Origin of the sequence: Gordonia oryzae (assembly GCF_003797185.1) — a bacterium.
GTDB lineage: Bacteria > Actinomycetota > Actinomycetes > Mycobacteriales > Mycobacteriaceae > Gordonia > Gordonia oryzae.
On the sequence record NZ_RKMH01000013.1, the window covers coordinates 67,447 to 92,054 of the forward strand.

18 protein-coding genes are annotated in these 24,608 nt (G+C 65.7%); 7 read left to right on the plus strand and 11 right to left on the minus strand.

All coding sequences use genetic code 11. The features are described from left to right. Window positions 1-47 precede the first annotated feature (47 nt). The 6 genes from mycP to EF294_RS16635 all read right to left on the minus strand — a co-directional run bounded on the left by mycP (window position 48) and on the right by EF294_RS16635 (window position 9,518). Window positions 48-1,454 carry a type VII secretion-associated serine protease mycosin gene (gene mycP / locus EF294_RS16610; RefSeq protein WP_123932071.1) on the minus strand — a complete coding sequence of 469 codons (1,407 nt, stop codon included), beginning with the start codon at window positions 1,452-1,454 and terminating at the stop codon, window positions 48-50. After that, on the minus strand, window positions 1,451-2,974 hold the full coding sequence (gene eccD / locus EF294_RS16615) for a type VII secretion integral membrane protein EccD (RefSeq protein ID WP_246007912.1): 1,524 nt from the start codon (window positions 2,972-2,974) through the stop codon (window positions 1,451-1,453). The genes mycP and eccD (EF294_RS16615) overlap by 4 nt, the downstream gene beginning before the upstream one ends. Before the next feature lie 78 nt (window positions 2,975-3,052). Further along, window positions 3,053-3,946 (minus strand): immunity 49 family protein, encoded by an 894-nt coding sequence (locus EF294_RS16620; RefSeq protein ID WP_123932073.1) that lies wholly within the window; start codon window positions 3,944-3,946, stop codon window positions 3,053-3,055. Window positions 3,947-3,982: 36 nt separating this feature from the next. Next, window positions 3,983-8,617: a WXG100-like domain-containing protein gene (locus EF294_RS16625; RefSeq protein WP_246007913.1), complete on the minus strand. Its 4,635-nt coding sequence runs from the start codon at window positions 8,615-8,617 to the stop codon at window positions 3,983-3,985. A gap of 55 nt (window positions 8,618-8,672) precedes the next feature. Next, window positions 8,673-8,978: a hypothetical protein gene (locus EF294_RS16630; RefSeq protein ID WP_006372844.1), complete on the minus strand. Its 306-nt coding sequence runs from the start codon at window positions 8,976-8,978 to the stop codon at window positions 8,673-8,675. Window positions 8,979-9,056: 78 nt separating this feature from the next. Continuing rightward, window positions 9,057-9,518 (minus strand): YbaB/EbfC family nucleoid-associated protein, encoded by a 462-nt coding sequence (locus tag EF294_RS16635; protein WP_123932075.1) that lies wholly within the window; start codon window positions 9,516-9,518, stop codon window positions 9,057-9,059. Between the two features lie 137 nt (window positions 9,519-9,655). On the opposite strand from EF294_RS16635, the gene EF294_RS16640 reads away from it, so the two are divergent. From EF294_RS16640 to EF294_RS16665, 6 genes are all read left to right on the plus strand, one after another. Beyond that, on the plus strand, window positions 9,656-10,843 hold the full coding sequence (locus EF294_RS16640) for a hypothetical protein (RefSeq protein WP_123932077.1): 1,188 nt from the start codon (window positions 9,656-9,658) through the stop codon (window positions 10,841-10,843). A 42-nt stretch (window positions 10,844-10,885) separates the two neighbouring features. Then, entirely contained in the window at window positions 10,886-11,326 is a 441-nt protein-coding gene (locus tag EF294_RS16645; RefSeq protein WP_123932079.1) for a hypothetical protein, read from the plus strand. Continuing rightward, the gene (locus EF294_RS16650; RefSeq protein WP_123932081.1) at window positions 11,323-12,537 is read left to right on the plus strand and encodes a hypothetical protein; all 1,215 of its coding nucleotides are present in this window, start codon (window positions 11,323-11,325) and stop codon (window positions 12,535-12,537) included. Before EF294_RS16645 ends, EF294_RS16650 begins: the two co-directional genes overlap by 4 nt. An 11-nt stretch (window positions 12,538-12,548) precedes the next feature. Next, complete coding sequence (locus tag EF294_RS16655) at window positions 12,549-12,983, plus strand: hypothetical protein (RefSeq protein ID WP_246007914.1); 435 nt, start codon at window positions 12,549-12,551, stop codon at window positions 12,981-12,983. Further along, window positions 12,980-14,023, plus strand: a complete 1,044-nt coding sequence (locus EF294_RS16660; RefSeq protein WP_123932085.1) for a hypothetical protein — start codon at window positions 12,980-12,982, stop codon at window positions 14,021-14,023. Before EF294_RS16655 ends, EF294_RS16660 begins: the two co-directional genes overlap by 4 nt. Window positions 14,024-14,339: 316 nt before the next feature. Further along, window positions 14,340-14,669, plus strand: coding sequence for a DUF4333 domain-containing protein (locus EF294_RS16665; protein ID WP_246007915.1), 330 nt, complete (start codon window positions 14,340-14,342; stop codon window positions 14,667-14,669). Window positions 14,670-14,675: 6 nt separating this feature from the next. Here EF294_RS16665 and EF294_RS16670 read toward each other — a convergent pair whose 3' ends face one another. Genes EF294_RS16670 through eccCa form a run of 4 tightly spaced genes read right to left on the minus strand, consistent with a single transcriptional unit; the run spans window position 14,676 to window position 21,386 of the window. Next, window positions 14,676-15,377, minus strand: coding sequence for an ESX secretion-associated protein EspG (locus tag EF294_RS16670; RefSeq protein WP_246007916.1), 702 nt, complete (start codon window positions 15,375-15,377; stop codon window positions 14,676-14,678). 20 nt (window positions 15,378-15,397) lie between these two features. After that, entirely contained in the window at window positions 15,398-16,990 is a 1,593-nt protein-coding gene (locus EF294_RS21535; protein WP_185091129.1) for a hypothetical protein, read from the minus strand. Next, the gene (locus EF294_RS16685) at window positions 16,983-17,315 is read right to left on the minus strand and encodes a hypothetical protein (RefSeq protein ID WP_123932095.1); all 333 of its coding nucleotides are present in this window, start codon (window positions 17,313-17,315) and stop codon (window positions 16,983-16,985) included. The genes EF294_RS21535 and EF294_RS16685 overlap by 8 nt, the downstream gene beginning before the upstream one ends. 18 nt (window positions 17,316-17,333) lie before the next feature. Then, the gene (gene eccCa, locus EF294_RS16690; RefSeq protein ID WP_123932097.1) at window positions 17,334-21,386 is read right to left on the minus strand and encodes a type VII secretion protein EccCa; all 4,053 of its coding nucleotides are present in this window, start codon (window positions 21,384-21,386) and stop codon (window positions 17,334-17,336) included. A gap of 123 nt (window positions 21,387-21,509) precedes the next feature. Between eccCa and eccD (EF294_RS16695) the strand changes: the two genes are divergently transcribed. After that, window positions 21,510-23,021 carry a type VII secretion integral membrane protein EccD gene (eccD, locus tag EF294_RS16695; RefSeq protein ID WP_123932099.1) on the plus strand — a complete coding sequence of 504 codons (1,512 nt, stop codon included), beginning with the start codon at window positions 21,510-21,512 and terminating at the stop codon, window positions 23,019-23,021. A 4-nt stretch (window positions 23,022-23,025) separates the two neighbouring features. On the opposite strand, the gene eccB is transcribed toward eccD (EF294_RS16695), so the two are convergent. Further along, the gene (eccB, locus tag EF294_RS16700; protein ID WP_123932101.1) at window positions 23,026-24,531 is read right to left on the minus strand and encodes a type VII secretion protein EccB; all 1,506 of its coding nucleotides are present in this window, start codon (window positions 24,529-24,531) and stop codon (window positions 23,026-23,028) included. Between the last annotated feature and the right edge of the window lie 77 nt (window positions 24,532-24,608).

Here is a 24,608-nt window from a genome sequence, read left to right on the forward strand (position 1 = left end):
CGGCCACATCTCGCCGCAGCATTCGGTGCGCGGTGGGGTGCCTACGGTCAGTGCTCGTCGATATCGCGGTAGGCGGTCTTCTCGTCGCGCGTGCGCCGCAGCGGTGTGAACAACGCCCACGCGGCAGCGATGAGGAAGACACTGACCCCGCCGACGACGAGCGCGATATCGCGTGTCCGGGTGGCGGCCTGGTCGGGCGGTACCGGCCCGGCGATCTGCTTCTGCAGCACAAGGTTCGACGCGCGAGGCTGGTCGGGGTCGACGGCGGCAATCGGGTCGACCAGACCGTACCCGGTCGCCATGTCGGGCCCCCGTCCACCTGTGTGAGCGGTGCGCTTGATCAGTTCGATCACCTCACCGGCAGACATGGTGGGGTGCTCGGCGCGGACGAGGGCGACCACCCCGGACACCACTGCGGCGGCGAAGCTCGTTCCGTTGAACGATGATTGGGCGCCCTTGATGACCTGCCGGTTAACCAGCCCGGAGCCGGTGCTGCTCAATGAGACGACGTTGTCGCCGGGGGCGGCGACCGAGACCCACGGACCGGTCAGTGAGGACGACGCCGGCTCGTCATCGGCGGTCACATTTCCCACCGACAGCACGTAGTCGGAGAACCACGCGGGACTGGCGTAGGTGGTCATCCTCGACCATTCGGTGGCGCGGGGTACGTTCGGGTCGACGCCGGGATTCTGAGGGCAGCGATCCTTGTCGGCGTTGCCTGCGGCTGCCACCACCACCACGTTGCGTTGGTAAGCGGCGCGCACGGCGCGGCCGAGTAGAGCGTCGTCGACCGGGGATCCCGTTGTGCCGCAGGCTGCGGCAGAGATATTGATGACCGTGGCGCCCAGGGACACCGCACGGGTGATCGCATATGCCAACGTGGTGGTGTTGCCGTATCCGGAGGAGACGGCATCGCTGCCGTCGCCGTTGTTGCCGTCGACCTGGTAGGAGTCGCTGTTCTGCCGGATCGACAGGATCGTCGCGTCGGGGGCGATGCCACTGAAGCTGTCGGCGGTAGAGGGACGCGCGGCGATGAGCCCCGCGACCAGCGTGCCGTGTGAGTCGCAGTCGGTGAGTCCGTCTCCGCTGCCGACGTAATCGCCACCACCGATCACCTTGCGGAGCCGGGGTTGCCGATGCACACCGGTGTCGATGACCGCGACCGTTTGCCCGGCCCCCGTGCTGTATGTCCAGGCAGCTCGATAGTTCACGGCGAAGCCTGTCGGGTCGACCTGGGAAAGATCGGTGCCCACGGCGAGTACCGGTGTGGCGCACTGCTGTTGCTGTTTGGTCTTGTCGGTGGGCCCCACCGGACCGCTCGGCGCACCGCCCGCAGCGATCAGCGGTGGGGTCAGGGCTGCGGCGGGCCCAGTGCCGATGAGTACCAATACCAGCACCGTGGCCAGATGGGCGATAGCGACAATCGTGCGTCGCACCCTGATCGGGAGTGTCATCCCCCCACGACCTGGGCGTACAGGCCTGCTGTCCACGCCAGCACGGGGAGGACCGCCGCGAGGGCGAGGTAGTCCAGGTGGTCGGCGAGTCTCGCCCACCCTGGCGACCTAAGGCCGGTGGCGAACACCGCGATGCCCACTCCGACGACCACCAGTGCGAGGAGGGCGAGAGCGGCGACCGAATACATCGCCGACGGCGCCGTCCGGAGCGCCACGGCGGTGATCACCAGAATCGCGACACCACCGAACAGCAGTGACGCCGACGGCACGAACGGCAGCTTGCGTGCGCTGCGCAGCATCATCGCGGCCGCGACGACGGAGTTGAACGCGATGACCGCCCACTGTGTGGGATCGGTGTCGAGGGCCGTGATCGCCGTACCGGCGATCACGGTTGCCGCGGCTGCCAGATAGACCGCTGACCGCGTGGCGCGGGCACGCTCCACGGATTCGGCCACCGCCTGGGCAGATGGGACCTGTGCGCGGGCACCGGCCACCGTCCGGCGCTGCCGCTCGCGGCGCTCGGCACGGTCGAACGGGTTGGTGAACAGCTCGGCGGCGGCTGCCTGCGCGTCGCGGGAGGATTCGCGACGATTGGTGCGTGAGCGGAGCCGACGACGGCTCATGATGAGTGGGTCGGCTCCCACCGCGAGAAACAGACCGCAAGTGGCCAGTACGGTACCCGACAGCTGGTCGGTCCAGTGGAAAGCCGCGTGCGCCACGGCCACCGCCGCGCAGACGGTGAACCCGACCGCCACCCCGACGAATCCGACGTGTCCGGCGCGGACGATGACCTGCGCACCTATCGCGGCGAGAACCATGACGGCGCACACGATGGCCGGCGCCCAGGCGTTCACGCCGACGGGCAGGTGCGCGACGCCCACCCATGCCACCCCGAATACCAGTGGCAGGGCCGCCCATCCCAGTGCGGCGGCGATCGGCGGCTCGGCGTAGTACCTGCGCGCGACGACGGCGCCGAGCACGAGGGCCACGATCACGCCGACAGTCTGATAGGCGAGCGCGGTGCGCCGGGACAAGCCGAAGTCGCCGAGCAAGAGCAGGTCACACACCGCAACGGCCATTGCCAACCCGACAAATGCCATCACGCGGGCGGCGCGGGAACTCCACGCCGGGTATCCCTCCCGATTAAGTCGGGCCACCGCATCGACGACGTCATCGAACAGTTCGGGCGGGGTCAGCGCTCGTTCGGCACTCAGACTGAACTGGTCGCCGTCTTGCGACCCTGCCATGGCCAGGGTCTGGTCTCCGCGCACCTCACGACCACTCGCGAGCCGCGTCAGCACCCATCGGTCCCGCTTGTTGGGAATCCCGTGGGGATCATCCTCACGCCTGACATCCCGCGAGGCGATCAGCTCGGCGAGTTCAGGGACGATGTTAACAACGGGAACATCAATCGGTAGTTCGATATCGAGTTGGGTACGTCCGCCGAACACCGATACTCGTATGGTCCGCGGCGCGGCCGCGACCACCACTGTCTGCCGAAGCTCCCCTATCCCCGTCACAGCTCTCCAATCTAACCGGCCAAGCACCCCAGGTGGGACCCGCAGTGATCCATCTACCCGATGTACAGGGCCATCTCGCTACCGCAGCCGGTCACGCCGGTCATACAGAAACGCCGCCGGCAAATACTGCGACGCTACCCCCACCTCAAAATCCGAATCCACCGCCGCACACACCGGCCCCACAATCTGCCACGGCACAAACCCCTCACGCATACGCACCCGATTCTCCACCGGCCGCGTGAAATACTCCTTATTCGCCTCCAACGCCACCCGCACATCCCCCGGAAACTCACTCCGACTCCCCGACACCACATCCCACAACAACCGCACCGCCGGAAACACCCGCTGCAACACACTCTCCGCACCCGCGTACGGCGCCAACCCCGGATCCGTCAACCGCATCACCTCCACCACCTGGCGCGCCACCGGCTCACCCCGCTCACCCCGCAACAACATCTGCCACGCCCGCGCCCACTGCTCCTGATACGGATCAAACCACACCCCCTCCTCCCTCGAAGCCTCCCGCCACTCCGGTTTGAAATCCCGCAACGCATCCAACAACCCCCGATCCCGAGCCACCAACCCCAACCACAACGCCCCCAACCAATGCGGCGCCATCGTCCGTGGATTGGGACCCGACGACTTCGTCGTCAACGACCGCCCCAACACCTCAAACGACAACCAGTGCTCACCCTCCGGCAACGACGCCCGCACAAACTGCACCCGAGCAACCTCACACGCCGCATCCAACGCAGACCACACCTCCTCACCCACCACCCCACCCGAACCCACCAACGACCACACACACAAATCAAGCAAGTAGACCTGAAGATAATGAATACGATCACTATTCCACGGAAGCCCAAGACCCAACAGGTCCTCAACATCCTCTCGCGCCTCATTCCAGCGCCGCTCCACATGATCTTCGGGAATCCACTCATGCCACCGCTCAATATCCACGATATTCACCATCAGCCAAAATCTCCTTCGCTCGATCCGACAACTATTTCAGGCTAGGTATTCCAATTTGAATTCACGGTGCCTGTAACCCGAATACGATCCGCCCCTGTCTACTGTCGCCTGCACCAATTCGTAGCGTATCGAGCTCCCCAATAGAGCGATTTCGATTTGGCGGCCAAGCCGTACAACCGCTATGTCTTTGCTATCACGCATAGCGGTAGCTACCGCCTCCAGATACTCCCTTCGCCCCTGCTGATAATGCAGGCCATCCAACCCGCGCCTACTTCCCAGCGCTGCGTGCGCTCCCTTTGCCTCCACCACCACCAGGATCGGGCCGGTGATTCCTTCCTTGTTCCTCACACCTTCCCGCGGGGTGACCCTGAACACTCCATCGAAACCCCCGGCGCCCCGGGAACTGAGAGGCAGCAAGGTCTCGACCTCGAACTGACTGGCGCGGTATCGATGTGGGATTGCTTCCGCCGTCGCATGAAGACCCGCTCTTTCGCCGGCGTCTGTCATCAACCGGTAGGCGCTCTTTCGCTCAGCATCTGTCGCATCCAGCTTGTTCAGCACGTGCTTCAATTGAGCCCGCGCCCAATCCCGCAAACGACGCAACTCATCCGCCACCCGGTGAGACCCATAGGTCACACTCTCGTCATAGGCCCCGTAAGCGGCCCGCCGAACGTCAACAACATTCTCCGTCTGAATCTCACCATGCTCATCAAGCAACGGAATCCGATCACCGTCCGCATCCAACGCCCCCTTGATGTTCCGATCCCACCGCAGCCTCCCGCCGTGGCGGGTCCGATGGTAGTACTTCTCCAAATACCGACGATCGGCAACTTTCTCGACCATCGACTTACCCGAGTGTTCCAGACCGTCGATCGGCTCCCTGGGATCTATCTTTCCTATGCCCGGCGCATCATCCGAGTCCAGTTGCTCCGTGCGCGGGTCGTGCTCTCCGTCACGAGACTGACCAGGCGCGCGAGGCTGACCGGTATCGCGGTGCGGACCGTCTACATCTCCCGCCCGCGCATTCTCCGCAGATCGATCTCCGTCCACACGCTCCGTCGGTATGTCCGACTCGCCATCACGCACGAGCCTCTCCGGCGAGAGTGGCAGGCCTGCCACATCGCGCTCGCGAGAACGCCCCGCATGATCGTTGCGGTCGGCGCCGGCCTCATCCGCTGGTGCTCGCCTCGTGCCCGACCCGCCGCCGTCGTCTCCTGCCCGACGAGCCCCACTCCGCTCGCCGTCGTCGTGTTCAGTGCGTTCATCGTGTTCAGTGCGCTCGTCCCGGAATTCGCCCTGCCGCGGCCCCCCGCGCCTGGTCCCGACCAACTCGTGATCGCCGAATACCTTGCGGCCGCCCAACTCGGCTCTCGGATGCGTCAGTCGCGCATCAGCGGTTCCGACGGGCGCACGACCGTCGTGGTAGGCGGCGCCGAATTCCGTGAAATGACCCAGTCCGTCGGCCAAGCTCATCACCCGCTCACCGGCGGGCGCCGAGGGATCGAAGACCACGTGCTCGCCGTCGAGACGTGCCACGGTCACCGCATGCAGATCGCCACCGGCCTCCGTGCGCCCCACCACTGTGGCCGATGCGTGCTCGCCCAAGCCGTGTAGCGAACCGGCGACCGAATCGACCGATGCGCGGTCGAATCCGTCCACCCCCAACCGATCTGCCAACTCGGAGGTACTGAGCCCCGCGAAGTCAGTGCCTCGGTTTTCCGGTGCCACCGCCTCGCCCGAGAGCAACCCATCACGCACCGCGATCGCCTGGTCGCCGCATTGCTGACCGGACACATTGGATTGGTCCAGAACCCCGAGAGCGCGGTCGGCTTCTTCCCGCGTCATCGACGATGACAGCGCCACCCGGTCCGACACCCCGGTAGCGGCGTCGATGACGCCGACCTCCGCGGCGTCATCGATCCCGTCGGGCCGAATGCCCTCGGGTGCATTCGGTTCGGGATCGTGAGCGACAGCAGGATGTTCGGTGCGTGCGCCTCCCAGACGTGCTCGCACCGCATCGGTCAGCCGCGCCGCGCCGTGAAAGGCCGCCTTCACCGACACCGCACCCAACAACGACCCCGACACCGCCAGCATCGTGACCGCGTCCGGCGCCGGGTGCACGTCACCGCCGACGCCGGCCGGCAGCCCCTCCGCGCGCGTCGTCATTGACGACATCACCTTCTGCGCCGCGTCATCGAAGCTCTTCAGCACCCGCGCAGGGGCCTCACGCGACTCCCGTTCCATCCGCTGGGTAGCCGCGTCATCAGCCACCCTGCGCGTGGTGGCGAGTTCTTCGGTCTTCTCTGTGCGGCCGCCGTCGTGCGACGTGGGCGGCTGTGCCGCATCATCGGGGTCGCGATCGGGCACCACGTCCCCGTCGCCGTCACCCTCGGTACGCACCGGGCGCGAGCTCTCCGCCGGAGGCTCCGACGCGATGTGACCGGTACCGTCACGGTCGATCAGATGCGGCAGGTGCGCAGCGTCATGCGAAAGTCCCTCAACGGCAACGATTTCCATCCGGACCGGCAGATCGCCGAACCGTGCGGTCACCACTCGCGCGGCTTGTGCCGAGGCAATGTCGGCTGCCGAATCCGGCACGTGGGAGACCTCGGGGTCGGCGGGCTCGCGACCGTGACGCCCGCCAATCTGCTCGTCGCCGCCATCGTGTGCGGTGAACCGCCGCGGCTCGTCCCCGCCACCGTGCTGATGCGTTGCGGACTCTCGCGTGTGAGCATCCCCGTCTGCCGCGCGGGTGGACCCGCCCTCTCGACCGGCAGGGCTCGAATCCGTTGCGCGCGCGGGTTCAGCCGTGCGCGCCGAATCCCCGGATCGGGAGGCGTCGGTCGTGGGACGCTGGGCCGGCGGCGGTCCGCCACGCTCACCGGACTCGCCCTCGCGGCCGCCGGCGGAACGACCCAACGATCCGGCGTCGGCGGCAGGCCGCGATACTCCGGCGGGCCCAGCCGACCGGGGCGCGTCCGCGGTGCTCACCAAAGCCCGCTCGGTGACACCGCGCTCCGCACCGTTGCGCTCGGCTCCCCCGACCGGTGCCGCGGCGTCTGCGCGCACCGCAGTGGCCGCGGTCAATATCCTTGGTGTACCCGCGCCTTCGGGTCGCGCGGTCACCGACGCACCCGACGCGGCGGGGTGCTGGGCGATCGCAGAGACCGTCGGCCTGATACCGGCCGTGGCCGCGGTTGCGGCGCCCGTCGACGAACTCGTGCCCGTCGTCGGTGTCGCCGAATGTCCCGCTGCGGCAACGGGACTACCCGTCGCCGAGGCCGCTGCCGAGGGTCCCGCTGCGGTGGCCGCGGTCGTCGCGGGCGCATCGGCAGCCGTCGAGGGTGACGCCGACTCCGGGTGCGCGCCGCCGACGGGTGCTCCCCCGACATCGGCCACGACACTCGGCTCCGGTTGCAGCCCAACACTTCCCGAGCCGTCGTGAGAGCGATCGGCTGAGCCAGCAACTCTGTCGGCGGGTGGGGAGAATCCGTCGACAGGTGTGTTTGCCTGCGGCGCCGTCGATCCTGCAGAAGTGTCGCCTCCGCCGGGATGCGAGGTGTCGGCGACCACCGGGGCACCCTGCCCCGCTGTCGCCTCGGTGGTGGTGGCGTCGGCGATCGCGCCGTCGGGGTGTCCGGCAGTTCCGTGCTCACCCAGTCCGTCTGCGGCGCCGGGCGTCGGAGAACCGCCGACCGTACCGGTGATCGTTTCGCGCCCGGCACCATCCGCGGCGAGTCCGGCACCCTCGGATTTCCCGGGCAGCGCCCCCATCAGCGACGACCCGAAAAAGCCTGCGGCATTGAAATGACCACCGGTCAACAGCATCGCGCCACTGTTGCCCGCTGCACCACTGACGTAACCGATCACCCCGCCGCGAGCGAGGATGGCACCCTTCGAGGTGCTCTCGGTGACCTGCCCGAACGCCCGGTCGGCGAACTTGCTCATCCCCACACTCGAGGCACCACCGATCGCACCGCCGAGTGCGTAGGACTCGACCACCGAGCCGAGTTGTCGCACGTCGATTCCCGACCGGTGGCCCTGCGAGATCTGATAGCCCTGAATACCGAGTTCTTGTGCCGCCCCGAGGGCGGTCCACTTGAGGGTCTCGAATGCGATACGCCCTACCGTGGTTTCGACCAGCTTCTTGATCGTGGTCGCCGCAACGGTCTCGCCGATCTTCTCCACGATCTCTTTGAGGAGCGTGCGCTCCATGACGGCGATCGCAGCGCGGGTGATGGCCTCGATGATCGGGATCCCGGCCAGCGACCCGCCGAACGTCTCCCAGGCGTTGGCGAGCGCGATGGCAATCTGGATAGCCGCAATGCCCAGGGAGGCCAGGATGTTGAGCTTGGTGTACTGGATCTGGGTTCCCGTGGTCGAGGCCAGATCTCCCAAACCGTCCATACCCTCGGCCAGTTTGTCCACGGCGTAGTCGCCGGAGAACATCTTCGTGAACTCGTCTGCGATCGCCTGCGCAGAGGCGCCCTCGATGACCGACAGCGTCTCCTGGGTGACGGAGTCGAGATCGGGAATCAGATCCCGCAATTGATCGGCGTGGGTGCGCCAGGTGTCGGCGATACGCCACATGGCGTCCTCGTCGCCCTGGGGCCACTTCTCACCGGCCAGATACGACACCCATTGCAACCATCCGGGAATCCCGATGGTCACGGTGCGCTCACCGGTAGGGCGGTCCCGGTCTCGCGGCGGTGGTCAGCGCTGAGGTTCACGTCCCGGCCGTGTCGCCGCCCTCGAGGTTGTCAGCGGTGTTCCGCAATCCCTCGGAGTAGGTGGTGAGCAGGTCGACCTTCGCCGAGATCGCTTCGGACACACTCTGCTTCTGCCCCAGATAGCCGCCGCCCGCACCGCCGGTGGCGAACTGGGTGCCGGGTTCATCGTCGCCCCACGGCGCGCCTTCGCCGGCCAGACTGGACTCGAGACTCGACAACACCTCGCCGAGATTACTGCTCGTGGCGGCGAGATGCGCAGCAGCGGCACGCAATGCCGCGGGTGTGACTCCTAGGTCAGCCATGGTCGTTCCTTCGGGGTGTCGATGCCGGTGGACATCACTGTGCGCCGGCCGCGGGCAGATGGGGTGTTCGTCGTCGGGTCACGTCCAGCGACCGGCGCCCGGATGACGGGCCGTCGACCGCTCGGCCGAGCCCGGTGGCGCCGTCGAGATCTGTTCGGGAGTGATCGCGAAATCACGCAAATCGGGTGCACCGTCGATGACTTCGGACAGCGACGGAAGTGTCGCGCCCGCTCGGCGCACCGATTCCATCAGGGCTTCACCCTCACGGGCGACCTTCGCGGCGGCCTGTTGGGCCGCCTGGGTGACAAACCCCGACAGATCCTCGAGATCGTGATCGTCGAGGAAGTCGGGGTCGATCTCGGTCTTGATCACCACGCCTTGGGCGTTGACGTGCACCGTGACCGTCCGGTCGGCGACGGTGGCATGTGCCATCAGCTGGGCCCGACGCCGCTGCACCTCCCGAATCGCGGTGAGTTGCTCTTGTGCGCTGGCCATCAGTTCGTGGAAATCGAATCCGAGTCCGTCGTCCGCCGTCGTCACACGTCCCCCAAGTAGGTGCTCTGCACAGTTGACCGCAATACTTCCACAGGCGAATGACCGCCGCTAGCCTCCCGAGACGCCAGACCCTACGATCACGACGTCCGACCACCACCAAACACGCCTCCCGAGGGAGACCCATGACCTCATCGCCGACCCCCGAATCCGCCGACGACGTATCGCTGGACTGGGGTTTCCGTGACATGGGCGGCGACACCGAGCAACCGGCCACCCGCGCGGGGGCCGACCGTAGCCCCGAGATGCTCCTCGGTGAGGTTGTCGGTGGAATGCATGACACGCTGCCGCCGGCCTGGTCGTTCTATATCGCCGAGATCGCCATCGCCGCCAACGAACACCGCACCCGCGCGGCCGTCGAATTACCCGACGGACGACTGCTGCCGCTCGCCGTTGATCCGGCGGTGCTGCGTGCCGCCGCGGCACACCGCGAACTCACCGCAGGCGGCGCGCCGTGGATGTGGCTGCGGATCACCGAGCATCGCGGACAGCAACCACAGATCGCGGCATTCGACGGCTTCGTCGGCGCCCCGCCCGACCATCTGCTGTTCCCACCGGCCAGCTACCTGACCGACGTCAGCATGTCCGCCGGGGTTGCCACCCCGTTGTGGTTACTCGCACATATCCACGCCACCGGCGCCCAGCTGCGTGCGGCGTCGGTGGCCGCCGAAGCACCGCCGGCACAGTGCGTGTACTCTGCCGATGAACTGCCGCCTCTGCCCCTGCTGTGGCCGCGGTTTGCAGCGCTGTCGGCGATCTTCGCCTCGGTCGATGCCTTCGACGGGCCGCGCATGACGAGCTCAGTCGGGATCTTCCGCGGCGAACTCGGCGGTTGCACGCTCACCCGACTGCCCCGCGGTCGAGCCGTGCTCTCCGGCGGCTCCGATCATTCGGCGCTGATGACCGCCGCGTACCTCGGACAGCTCGAACCACCGGACTTCTATCGCGGCGCGCCCGCCTGGGTCAGCAACATCGTCCTCGACGAGCGCGCGGCCGCCGGGATGCTGACCTTCTGCTACTGGTGGTCCGATGGCCAGTGGTCCCGAGCACACCTGACCGGCCCACCGGAATGGACCCCGATCGCCGAGCTCACGCCTGCCGTCCCCGGGGTCTGGACCTCCACGACGACCGCCGAGTTGGTCCGGCAGACCTTGGCCCAGGCCGGCATCGAGGTGAGCGCGCACGCCGCAACCGACTACGTCGGGCAGGTCGGCTCCGGCGACATCCGCCCCGAGCTGCTGACCTCGTTGCCCCATCCTCCCGCCTCGCCGGCGGAGGGATTCACCGTCCTGGACCTCGCCCAATCATGGTGACGCGGTGCGCCACACATCAGCAGAACTGGATAGGGTGAGCGCATGAGCACCGCCCACTCGGTATTCCCGCACGCGGGATGGGAGATGGTCTACGACCTGCGCGCCGCCGTCCGGGACGGTGACGTTGACGCGGTCTCCGCGCTGGTCGGGCAGGTCGACGTCGAGCAGGCTCGACAGTTGGGCATGATGGCACCCACCCTGCTTGCGCAGTACACCGGTACCCATCCGTCGCCCGAGACGATACGACTGACTGCGCGCACCCTGCACCGTCACCTCGCGCGCTTCGACACCCGTCATGCGTTGACCGTCAATCACGTCGTCGACATTCTCTCGCCCCTGATGGCCGGAAATCCGTTACCCGACTGGGTGAACCGACCGGTGATCCTCGCGACGCTGGTCGGATTCCTGATGCCCGACGGCGCCGCCGAGGACCGGCTACGCGACGACCTCGAGCCGGTGTGGGCCAGGGCGATGAAGCCATGATTCCCACACCACTGAGCTTCGACAGGGCATGGTCGGTCTTGACGCTCGTGAGTTCGGCTCGGGGGCAACGAGATCGGTGGCCGATCGAAGAGGACTTGCTGACCCTGCCCGACGAGGACGGCGAGGTGATGATTGCCGTCGCGATGACCGCTCTGCAGGTCCGCCTGCAACGCATGTGCGACGGCAACCCGACGGAGAACCAGCTGTGGCTCATCGCCGGGTTGCTCGAGCACCAACTGCTCCTACCGCAGGGCTACACGCGCGCACACCTCTACCGACTGCTCACGGCGATCGCCTCGCACGACGAGGCCGCCGTGACCAGCCCGGATGTCGTCGCGCTCCTCGAGCTGGTGTGGGGGCTCACACTCCCGGCCGACCCGGAAGGAGCCCGAGAACAGTCACTGCGTAGGTGGCGCCACGACAACATCACTTCCGGCGCGGACTTCACCGGCGAAGACTTCGTGATGCTGATCCTCGGCTCCCTGGACCGGGCATGCCCCGAGGACTGGATCAGCTTCGAGGGCACGGTGACCATGGCGACGGGTCAGCTATTGGCCAACTTGTCCGTCACGACGCCGGCCGAATCCGAGGCGGTTTTCACCACACTCATCCTCATGCCCGACCTCATCGGATACCGCGAGGCGCATGGACTGTCATGGCTTGGGCACATTGAAGCCTCCGACACCGGTGCCGAGTTGGCAGTGATGAACCGCAACACGACGCCGCACCCCTCACAGTTGTTGCGTATCAGCGACTTCTATGCAGAGCTACCACCTGGACCGTTGGCCGAGGACACCCCCGGCTGGCTCCGCAGCTATCTGACCGAGGGCACCATCGATTACGGCTCGGGGCAACGGCCGGTCGCCGGGCCCGCCGAGGCACTCGACATCGTTCGGCGCAAGGCAGCCGAACGAGGTCTCGGGCCCCGGTTCAACACCCGCATGCTCGTCGCGGTGCGGCTGCCGGTCGGCTATCGGGTGTTCATGTACCAGCCACCGGACACCCCGTTCGATCAATTGATCGTGGGTTCACCACGGTTCTACGTCGGCGACGACTGTCGGATCTATCCCACGCGCGCAGGGTTCCCGGCGCATTCCGACGAAGAGTTCCGCGTTGCCTTTGAACAGCGTCATGGCTACGACTCCACCACCGGCGACCCGTGGGTTAGGCCCGCCGCGATCATCGGCCCCCGGAAAGCCGGACTGAGGTGAGCGGGGTCGGTGTGTTCTCCGAGCGAGGATGGGATGCGGTGTACCGCATTCGGTCTGCGGTCAACGCCGACGATGCCGACGGCTTCGGCGCACTCTCGCAACGCCTCGACCCCGAAGTGGCGGTGCAGGTGACGATGATCGGTGAGACACTGCTGCGCGTCGCGCTCGGTGACGACCCGGCGGCGGCGACGCTGGCCGGCGCGTCAGCGACCCTCGCCCCGCATCTGCGGCGCTTTCTCGGCGCGCCCACCCTCGAACCCGAGCACGCCGCCGACCTCATCCGGACCGGTCTGCGTCTGCGTGATTGTCCCGAATGGGCTTCTCGCGCACAGACGATGATGTTCTTCTGCGGATTCCTCGCCCCCGTCGACGACGCCGACTTCCTCGACTTCCGGCTCCGCGCCGAGCCGGCATGGTCTGCCGCGGTCGAAGACCACGTGCGGTGAGTGCCGTCATCGATCCGGTGGTCGCCGACCGATGGTTGCGAGAGTTGGCCGTTCTGGCGGCGGGCTGCGCCCCGGACAAGCGCAACGCGCGGTGGAACACCATCCGAGACCGCCACTCCCCCAAAGATATCGACGAGATGCTGCACGTCGCGATCCGCGCGGTGCGCGTGCGCATCGACGAACTACTCGATGGCCGGCCCACCGTCGAGGGCGTTCTGGGTATCGCGGCCATGAGCATGAATCGGGTCGGTCTCGACGACCCGACACGTACCGGATCACTTCTCGCCGGCTGCCTTCCCGGAGCCGATCACACCATAGGAACCCTTGACGCCCAACGTCTTCCGTGGCTAATGGCCACCATCGGGATGCCGGCCGATCCCGAAACGCTCCGAGGAAGTTTCGTCGCCGACTGGCTACGCACCCAGCGCGTCGACACCACCGAGTCTGTGGAGACACTTCGACAAGCGGTACTCGACAGCCTCATCCTCGCCGCACCGCCCGGCTGGACGTCGATTACCGGAACCTTGTGCGCCGCAGCCGGAGCAGCCCGCGCCACGTTACGGGTCACGCGCGGCGACGGTGACGTGGGGATCTGCGCTCCGGTACGGATACCCGCGCTACACCGGCTACGCACTCTCGATGCCCGCAACGCAATGCCCTGGTGGCGAGCCGAAATCGTCATCACCGACGAAGGCGGCGCATTCCTCCCGACATCACCGGATATAGCACCACCTCCGGTGGACCTGATGCGCCCCAGCGATTATCGCGCCGAAGCAGAAGTCAACGGAATCGACTTGCCACCCTGGGCAGTCCGGTTCTGCGCCACCGGCGTCGTTCCTCCCGCCACCGCACCCGTACTCGCACCGGCCGCCGCGACCGATGCGGCCCTGATCTGGTTGGCCTGCCGGAACATCGAGGTCGACCCCCGACGGCTGATGATCGAGCGGGTGGCCGCCGGATATCGCGTGTACGCCCGCACCGGGCACAACAGTCACGTCGTTCACGTCACCGATACCGGCGAGACGTCGGAAATGCCGTAGATGTCGGGTCCGCAGCGGCTTGTGGAGATCGCGGCGCTGAATGCTTGGGACGCTGGTAATCTCGGTGCCGGTCGGCGGGGCGTTGGACACCGGAGACCACACAATGTCGAAGGCTTGGGGGAACATCATGACGGGTCCGTACCACGAACAAGGTCACGCCGCAGGACCGTCGACCGGATTCGGGCCCGCTCCCCAGTCTCTACAGGGCGGTCCGGGCTGGGGACCTCACACCGGGCCGGGTGGTTCTGCGTGGCCTGCGCCGCAACATCCTAAGAAGAACCGGAAGCCGCTCATCATCGGAGGCATCGTGGTTGCGGTGGCAGTGATCACCGCAGTGGTGGTGACGGTGGTGGTGCTGCTGATCGGAAGTGCCACCGACCACTCCAGCAGTCACGATCGCACTGAGTTGATGAGCGAGGTCACGATGGATGCGAAGTCCGTCTACGGCGCCGGCAACGTCAGCTCCATCACCTGCCCGCAACAACCACCCACCACGGTCGGGGCGAACTTCACTTGCACCGCCGAGGTGGTCGGTGAAGCCGCGCAAACGATCAAGGTTCATGTCACCGACGGCGGGTGGACCGTGTCCATGCGGCCGCTACCCCCTCACATCACCTACCCCAGCATGACGTTGCCGTCGAACTGAGTCACCTCAACGGCGACCTTCGTAGATCTTCCTGACGGCGGCGACGTAGGTGTCGAATGCCCTCGCCGTGCGCTCCGGAGTCGCTGAGACCACTTGCCTGGCAGCCCTGTTGACGATCAGGTCGCCATGGTCTCGAACACTCACGATGTCGAAGGTGTGGGCGCCCTCGTCGGCACTCCAGTCGACCATCGGACCGGGAAGCACACCCACAGGGAGAACTGCCAGGATTCCCTTGGCCATGACCGCATCGAGTTCTCGCTCCATCGCGAGTTCGTCGGGACCTGCCGAAGAACCGGTGAATCGCCACTCCTGCGGAGTCCCGACCACAGAAGTGCCCAACGTCTTCGCCAGCGCTCTGCCCACATCTCCCGTATGGAGCGCACGCAGGGTTATCTCACCGCCGATGTCGGGATCGCGGCCGGGCTCCTGCGTTGCGAGACAAGCGATGCCACCTCGCACTCCGACATGTGCGCGAAACAACTCGCCATTCCGAGGTCCGAAGATCTCGACCCGGACTTCCGGACTCGTCAAGGCCACAAGCGCCGGCTCGTACCATTCGGACAGGGTCGTGATCGCTTCATCGATCGCTTCGATCTGTTCGTGTCGATGCTCAGCAGTCGTTGCCGAGGTAGGCCGCACGCCGAGTGGGTAGGGCAAGTACTCCTCGTTGACGTGCTGCCACATCATTTTGAAGGCGAATGGTCTCATCCGCCATATCGGTGACACCATCAGGCGCGGGTTCCGTCGTCGCCTCCGGGCGCAGCGTTGACATCCCCCTCGATTGCCGACTCCGCAGAGACAGAACTGATCTCCGGACCCGCAATCTCCTCGCCGTTGACGCGCGTGCGCAATGCCTTGAGTACCTTGTGAACTTTGTCGCCGCCGCCTCCAGCACCACGACCACCCGCTCCGGGGGCACCGGCGCCCGGCCCGGTGGTGCCCTGTGCGGTCTGTGCGATTCCTGCCGACGGACGAGCACCAGTGGAGGTGGACTTCGTGGTCCCGGTCTTCGTCGTGCGCTCCGACGGCGGATTGGTGGCGCTCGGCGCACCGGAACCGCCACCACCTCCGCCCGTGCCACGGCCTTGACCTCCACCTCCTCCGGCAGGGGTCGCCGACGACACCGGGGTGACTCCATTAGGAAATCCCGTCGGCTCAGCGATGTTGGGCACTTCGCCTGCGGTCTTCTGCGCAAGTTGTTCCGCGGTCTGCTGAGCTTGCGAAATCGCCTGTTGTGCCGACTGCGAGGCTTGGGACCCAAGTGAACTCAGCATTGATGAAGCAGTGTTGCCGACCTGCGACAGCGGATTATCCGACGAGGGACTACCGACGTTCTGGGCCGCCGTCTTCTTCATCATGGCGTCGAGTGACTTCTCGAGGTCTGGCGCGGACACCGATTGTCCACCACCACCAGCACCGGTGCCCCCACCGGCGGTGCCCCCACCGGCGGTGCCCCCACCGCCGGACTGCGGCACGCCGCCGGGGCCAGATCCGCCGGGCGCCCCTGTTGGGGCTGCCCCTGCCGACTGAAAGTGCCTCAAGTTCTGCACTGATTCCTGAAGCGGGGTGGAGTAGTTGTTTGCCAACAGGTAGGATGCTTGCGAGGTGGCCTTGAAAACCTTGTCGACCATCGCTTTCACCGTGTCGAACCCACTCTCCCCACCGCTGCCCCACAAAAACTCGCCCCACGTCCAACCACGGTTGTATCGGTCGACCGACTCGTTGTGTTGGTAATAGTCACTCAGTCCGAACCAGGTCTCTCCGGTGAACTCATGGTTACGATATTTGGTGTCGCCATCAATCGTGGGAAAATTGTTGGCAGCGAATCTGAAGTTGGCCGCGAGCCCGGCGATGCGGTCCGACATCTCGTTGGCGTAATCCCGAATACTCTCCGGAAAGCCTCCCACAAAGCCGCTGACCGCAGCGCTTGCCAATTCAGCGGTGTCACCCACCCAGCTACTCGCAGTGATATTTGACACGGCGGTGTTGTACTGCTCCATTTCGGAAGCCCACTTCTCGCCAAAACTGCGCCACGCAATCGAGATGGCATCCAACTGACCTTGTTTGCCGTCGAACGAATCTTTGACTTTCTTCATCTCGTCGTAGGACTTGCTACGCCAATCCGTCGCAGACACCGGTGATGGCGAGAACTGTTTGCCCTCCGGTCGCGCTTCTCGGTTAAGTCGATTCATGTTGGCGTCCATACGCCGCCAACCGACCGGATCGGCGGCGTTCGCGGGCGGATTGGCCAGTGCGTTGCGGCTGCTTTGCAGTTCGGCTATCGCCTTAGCAAGAAGACTATCGCGACCAAGATTACCCATCGGAATCTTGACGGGCCAATGTTCCCAACGAGTACTGCATCAACGTATGAATCTCGTCGACCGAATGCGCCTGCGCCGACATCTCATCGCTCAGTTCTTTCCGCTTGTCTTGGAGAAAGGTCTTGACGGCCTTGGCTTCGTCGGAGTCACCGAGTGCATCGTTGAGGAAGGGCACGTTGGGATCCAGACCGGCCTGCAAGAAGCTCTCCAGCGACGTTCGGGCCGCGGTCACCGCGTTCCGCACTCCGGGATCAATATGAAGCGTCAGCGACTTGTCCCGCAGCGCCGGCCCGAAAGCGTCGTCCGGCAGATCTCCATTACCCATCGAGATTCCTCCCCGTCATCACATCATCAACTGGATCATCCCCGAACTCTGCGTCCGCGAGATGAACATTCCTCGTCCCGGCGGCATGGGATGCGGCCGGAAGTTGCCCAGTAACGGACCTTCGTCTTTTGTACCACCCATGATCAGGCCGTTGCAGGACAAGTCCTTCAGGCGTCCGACAAACGGGTCGTACAGGGCGCGGCCGGCTCCGCCGACCCGGCGCGTCACCACCACCCGCAGGCCGATGTCGCGGGCCTGCGGCAGGTAGGGCACCACGGGCGCCAACGGGTTGTTGGTGGCGGTGACAATCAGGTCGTAGTCGTCGATGAGCAGGTAGACATCGGGGCCCGACCACCATGAGCGCTCCTTGAGTTGCTGCTGGGTGACGTCGTCGGGTGGGAGGCGGAGTTTGAGCAGGCCGGCGAGGTTGGCCATCATCGTGGTCGCCGAGTCCTCGGCGGTGGCGTAACCGCCGAGTTGTTCACCTTCGATGACACCGAGCAGTCCGCGGCGGTAGTCGATCATGATGACCTTCGCCTCGTCTGGCGTGGCGTTGCGCATGACACCTTCGGCGATATTGCGCAACAGGGTTGTCTTACCCGCCTCGGCCTCGGCGAACACGACGAGGTGCGCCTGCGCCTCGAAGTCCACGACGACCGGTGCGAGTGCCGCCTCGTCGATGCCGATCGCGATGCGCGACTTGGAGAGCGAGCCCTCCCGCTCCGCGCGCGACAGCACCGGCACCGGGTCGAGTCGATCGGGTAGCGTGCGCACCTGCGGCGCGCGCCGGGCGCCGTAGAATTCCGTCATCTGGGCGACCATCGTCTGCACCCCCTCGGGAAGGGAGTCCACCGAAGAGTCGGAGTCGATGCGCGGCAGGCCGATCAGCAGGTGCAGACGCTCACGCCCGATCCCCCGGCCAGGCCGACTCTCCGGAATGGCCTCTTGTGCTTTACGTCCCATCTCCGAGTCGGACGAATCACCGAGTTTCAGCTCGATGCGGGTACCGAGCATGTCTTTCACGTTCGCCCGGACCTCCATCCACCGCGACGCCGACACGGCGAGGTGCACACCGTAGGACAGGCCCTGCAGAGCGATGTCGACGAGTTGGGATTCCAGCGCCTCGAAGTCGCTGCGGATCGACGCCCATCCGTCGACGACGAGGACGACGTCGCCGTGCAGATCGGCGCTGAGCGGGTCCGCGGCGCGCTCGGCCGGCGACAGGGCGGCCAGGCGCGCCTTGCGTTGCCGGAAGTCGCGCATCGATTCGATACCCAACTCGCGGAAACGTTCTTCGCGCTCGCGCAGCACCGTGGAGACCTCGGCGACCGTGCGGTTGACCTTGTCGCGGTCCATTCGCCCGGCGACACCGCCGACGTGCGGGAGATTCTGCAAACTCACCAACGTGCCACCACCGAAGTCCAGGCAGTAGAACTGGAGTTGCTCGGGTGTGTGGGTCAGTGCGCCTGCGACGATCATGGTGCGCAGTGCGGTGGACTTGCCGGACTGCGGTCCGCCCACGATCGCCACATTGCCCGCAGCACCGGACAAATCGATACTCAACACGTCGCGGCGCTGATCGTAGGGGCGGTCGAGGATGCCGATCGGCATCCACAGTGCCCCGTTGATGTTCGCCGGATCGCGCCAATCGGGGCCCGGCAGCAACTCGTTGACCGCCGGACTGTCGTCCAGCGGCGGCAACCAGACCTCGTGTGCGGGCCGTCCATGTCCCTTCAGCCGCGCGACCACCACATCGAGCAGCGAGGGCGTGTTGCCGGATTCGGCTGCCTTGAGTTCGGACTCGTAGCGGTCGAGGTCGGCCTGCTCGGCGGCGGTGAGCGTCGACGAAGCCTCTGGCACTGTCGGTTTGTCCACGTGACCGACGGTGAACAGTTTGGGCGCAAGCGCTCCCAACTCCGAGTGCCGCGCACCGCCGAGCTGGGCGCGAGGCTTCACATAAGGCCCCGACACGTACGAGGCGTTGAAACGCTTAGGCTCGTCGGCATCGGACTTGAGGAATGCCGACCCCGGTACCGACGGCAGGTGGTAAGCGTCGGGCACCCCGAGTACCTGGCGGGACTCGCCGGCAGAGAATGTCTTCAAGCCAATCCGATATGACAGATGTGAGTCCAGCCCACGGAGCTTGCCCTCTTCGAGGCGCTGGGAGGCCAGCAGTAGATGCATGTGCAGCGACCGCCCCAATCGGCCGATCATCACGAACAACTCGGCAAAATCCGGCTTTTGGGACAGAAGCTCGGAGAACTCGTCGACCACGATGAACAACGCGGGTAGCGGATCCAAAGAGGCTCCGTTGGCCCGGGCCCGTTCGTAATCGCCCACGTTGGCGTAGTTTCCGGCGCGACGCAGCAGTTCTTGACGCCGATTCATCTCTCCGGAAAGCGCATCACGCATGCGGTCGACCATGGTGATCTCTTCTTCGAGGTTGGTAATCACTGCCGCAACGTGCGGCGCCTGGTCCAATCCGAGGAAGGTGGCGCCACCCTTGAAGTCGACGAGAACCAGGTTGAGCGCCTCCGGTGAATGCGAGGTGATCATCGACAACACCAGCGTACGTAAGAATTCCGATTTGCCCGAACCCGTTGCGCCGATACACAGGCCGTGCGGGCCCATGCCGTATTCTGCGGCCTCCTTGATGTCGAGTTCCATGGGCTGACCGTTTGGGGTAATACCGATCGGAACGCGCAGGCGTTCGCGCGGCGAGCGAGGCCGCCAGATCTCTTCGGGGATGATCTGGGCGGCGTCGGGGATCTTGAGCATCGCCATCAAGCCGGGATCGATCGCGTTGCCACGGACTTCGGCCTCCAGGCTGACAACGTGCTGGGCGGCGTTGGCGGGCCGGTACCGCCCGATCCGCCGGGCGGCCGCCTCGGCCTCGGCGACGCTGAGCGAATCAGGAACCCCGAACCTCTCCACTCCGGCAGGCCCGCGCGCTGCGATCGTGCCGGCGCCGACGAGCAACTGCAGGCCGCGCCGTGCCGCGAGCCCGTCCTTGGGTGCGTTGAGATCAAGCACGGTCACCGATTCAAGGCCGGCCTCGGTGACCAGGCGCTCGTCACCGGAGACATAACCGTCATCGAGAACCACGATCATCTGTTTGACCGTTTGATTCGGAGACGCGTTGCGCGAAAATCGTCCCCGCTCGCTGAGCTCGGTACCCATCACCGCCTCGAACTTCGACAGTGACGAGAACACCATGCGCATCGGACCGATGCCGTCGACGTGGGCGGCATTCTGCGCGTGGGGCAGCCATTTGAGCCATTGCCACACCGCGCCATCGGGATTGGCGGTGACCACTGCGATCTGCACGTGATCAGGACTGTGGAACAGACACAGTTCCAGCATCATCGCGCGCACCAACGACCGCGTCAACATCCTGTCACCCTCGATGTTGACCGCAGGGAATCGTCGCAGACTGACCGCGGTCGGCAACGAATGCACCACCGCATGCGTCCGAACGAACCTACGCAACGCCACCGTCGAGACCGGCTCGAGGTCCTCGGTGGGGCCGGTCTCGGGTGCCAGCAATCGGGTGGCGAGTCGCTGGGTGCCCACCCCAACCCGGGCATGACAGAAGTCGGCGTCGTCGGGACGCCGTTCCCACATGCGTCGCGATCCGGCCACGTCGATCAGAATGCGCGGGTCCGGGTGTGTCCACTCGAGTGCCGCGCGCTGCTCCTCGCCGGTGGCGTCGACGTCCTCACGAAGATTGCCCAGGTATCGGAAGTAGTCTTTGCGTTCCTCGTCGAGTTCCGCGGCCGCTTTTCCGGCCCGTTGGCTGCCGCCGCCGACGAACATGCCCACCATCGACATGACCATCATCATCGGAAACATCATCATCATCGGGTTGGTCGCAAGGCTGCGGCCGCCAACGGTGAACATCATCGCAATCATCCCCACCACCGCGACGACCATCACCACCGGCAACAGCTTCATCAGCAGACTGCCCGGGATGACACGCGGGACTTCCGGGGGCGCCTGCAGATCGACCTCGCCGCCCGGTGTCTTGGGCGCGGCGATCCGCGGCCGCCGCACAAATCCTTCAGTTCCCACGTACCCCTCGCTACCCAGGTGTCGATTCACTGACCGAACTGAGGTCCTCCCCTTCGGTGCTTGCCAGTACTCTATGACGTTAGCGAAGCTCAGGGCCATCAGCCGAAAGGACCACCCGTCCAGATGACACTTCCCCCGTCGCTGCAGCCACTCGACGACCTCGAAGCGGAGTCCGCGAGTGAACCGGAACTGACCCGGGTGACCTTGCTTTTGGGGTCGTTGACCCTAGATGTCGGCGTTCCGGGAAATGTCGACATCCGGGCATTCATGCCCGATGTCCTACGACTGATCAACGATCGTCTCATCGCCGCCGCCCCCATCGACGGTGAACGCCTCGAACTCTTCGACGACACGCCTGGCCTGTGTACCCTGGCGGCTCTCGGGCGTCCCGGCGTGGACGACACACGCTCGCTAGACGAGGCCGGGTTCCGAGAGGGCGATGTCCTATCAGTCCGCAGAGTCGGCGAACATCCGCCTACGATGCTTTTCGACGACGTCGAGGACGAAGCCAACGCAACACACCGGCGCTCACGAATGCCCGAATGGGGCACCGCACGACGACGGTTCGCCGCCTTCGGCGTCGCGGGCATCGCGACCATCGGCCTGTTGGTACTGCTTCTCGCCAGTGGGAACCCGCCGGTGTGTGTGCCCATTGCGGCCACGGCGTTCGCCGCGGGGCTTATCATCTTCTCCGCCTACGCCGGGCGCGGACTGTCCGACCAGTACGCCACCGGCGCTACCGCCGCATGCGCACTGCCGCTGGTGTTCGCCGGCTCGTTGCGGCTGTTACCCGGTGCGGTGGGGTCGGTAACCTTACCGATGGCGGTAGGAATCACGGCATTGATCTCGTTCCTGGCCTTCCAGATCAGCGGGTTTAATCGCTCGCTACACGCCACGGTGATCACGCTAACCGTGTTCCTCGGCATCGCCTCGGTGTGCTGGAACCGCTTCGACGTCACACAGCGTCAGGTCGGTGCGGTACTGACGGTGGTCGCGGTGATCGCGGTGTCGATCGCGCCCAGACTGACCATCACGCTGGCCAAGCTGCCAGTACCCCCTGTCCCCACCGCCGGCGAACCCATCGACGACATCGACACCCGGGGCGAGCCCACGGTACATGGAGTCGACGCGGTAACCTCGCGATCGGTACCGACCGCCGACGGCCTCAACGAACGGATCGATCGGGCCAATGCCTATCTGACCGGAATCCTCGTCGGCTCGGCGATCACCGTGGTCGTCGGGGTGTATCTCAGCGTGGACACCTCCACGGGTCACTTCTATTGGCAGGCAACGGCGTTCGCAGCCCTTGCGGCAGCAGTCCTGTGCTTGCGCGGACGCACCCATCACGATCTGCGCCAGGCTGCGACGATGATCGGTCTCGGCCTACTCGCCGCGCTGACGATCATCGTCAAATCCGCACTGCTGCTGGATGATTGGGCCGAGTACGGGTTCCTGCTGACCGTCGGGCTGGGGATACTGGTCTTCGCGGCCGGCGTCGTCGCCCCTCGATTCGAGTTCTCACCGATCGCCCGGCGCTACGTCGAACTACTGGAGTATCTGCTGATCGGGCTGATCATCCCGTTCGCCGCCTGGATCATGGGCATCTACGGCTGGGTGCGCGGACTCGACATCTGAGTACTCACCCGCCGGCAGCCGCCGACGGGCTCGTCGGTACCGCGCCGGTGTTCCCGTCATATCCGCCGTGCGCGATGAGTGCCGCGTCGGTCGACAGAGTAGGTCCGGCGGGCAGGAGCGACACCACATTCCACGGCGCGAGCTGCGGCAGCGTCTGCTTGCCGTCGGCGCTGCGGACGCCGGAAACGCCGAGTGCGTCGGCGGTTTTCGGGTCCGGGATCGGGTATCGCAATCCGGTGTCGGAGATGTAGAACAATTGGCCGGCGACCCGTCCCTCACCCGCGGCCTGCACGTATTCGCCGGTACCCGGGGGAATGTAGGCGGCGTCGACGGCCGGACCGTCGCCGTCGGCGCTGACGAGCGCACTGGGCTGCGCGTTCTCTCCGATGGGCAACCGGTTGCCGACCAGTATCTCCACCGTGGGGCTCTGGGAGAGGCTCGGCGCGGACCAGTGGGTGCAGATCGTCGAGTATCCGCCCAACGTGTATCGGGGCACCTGAGACGGATAGTCGGTGGTGTCGACGGGCAGCGCAGCGGATTGCGGTAGCGAATTCAGTGCGGCGGGCGGCATCTCGATGGCATCGCCGAGCAGGCCTGCGTTGCTGTAACGGATGATGTCGGCCGTGGCGTCGGAGACGGGGGCCAAACCATCGGAGAGCACCACGTACTGTCGTGTGCCGCCGGATTCGACCGACTTGACGATCGACCCGATCTCGACGGGCTCGGGAAACGACAACGACGACCGGCGACCGGCGTCGGGAATGACGATTGGCCTGATCGGCGCCACCGGGCGGAAGGATTTCAGCAGGCCCGCCGAGGCGCGGATCATCGACGCGTCGGTGATCTTGAGAGCGTTGATCAGTACCGGATCGGTCGGATCGATCGGCGCACGCTTGCCGTCGTAGAGCAGGAAGTGGTGACCGTCGGAGTCTTCGGTGATCGCAGCCGAACCGGCCGGGGCGACGCCAATGTCGGCGTTGAGGGCCGGCACCGAGGACAGCACGACGGTCTCGGTGCGGAACGGTGCGGCGTCGTCACCGGATCGAGTCTGCGAATCACACACCGACCAGTCCGAACGACTCAGATCGTCGGCCTTGGCGATTGAGGCCGGCGCACCGATGATCCCTAGGGTAGGGCCCGCGGGCAGCGATCCGAGATCGGAATCCTTGACCTTGGCGGGATTGTCGGGTTTGCCCGCGATCAGGCGGGCGGAGGCGAGGTTGAGCACAGGATGCAACTCGTTGTTGAACCGGACATACAGCGCTCCCGAGGACTGTGAGGCGATGATCGTGGAATTGCCCAGTGACGGTGACGGTTTGAAAATCGCCAACGCGGCGCAGGCGCCCACCAGCAGCACGCAGATCACAAATCCGACGAGCATGGCCCGTACCTGACTGCGCATGGGGTCGTGGATCATCCGTGAATCCCGACGGATCAATGCGTGTTCGAGCCGCCGAAGCAGGAAACGGTATCCGTTGACCTGCGCCCGCGTCGTCAAGCGAGCCGGCATGAGACCCCCATCCGAACAACCGTATTGGCGTACACGATGCACCCACAATCGAGTGGCCAGGGTACCGTAGCCCGAAG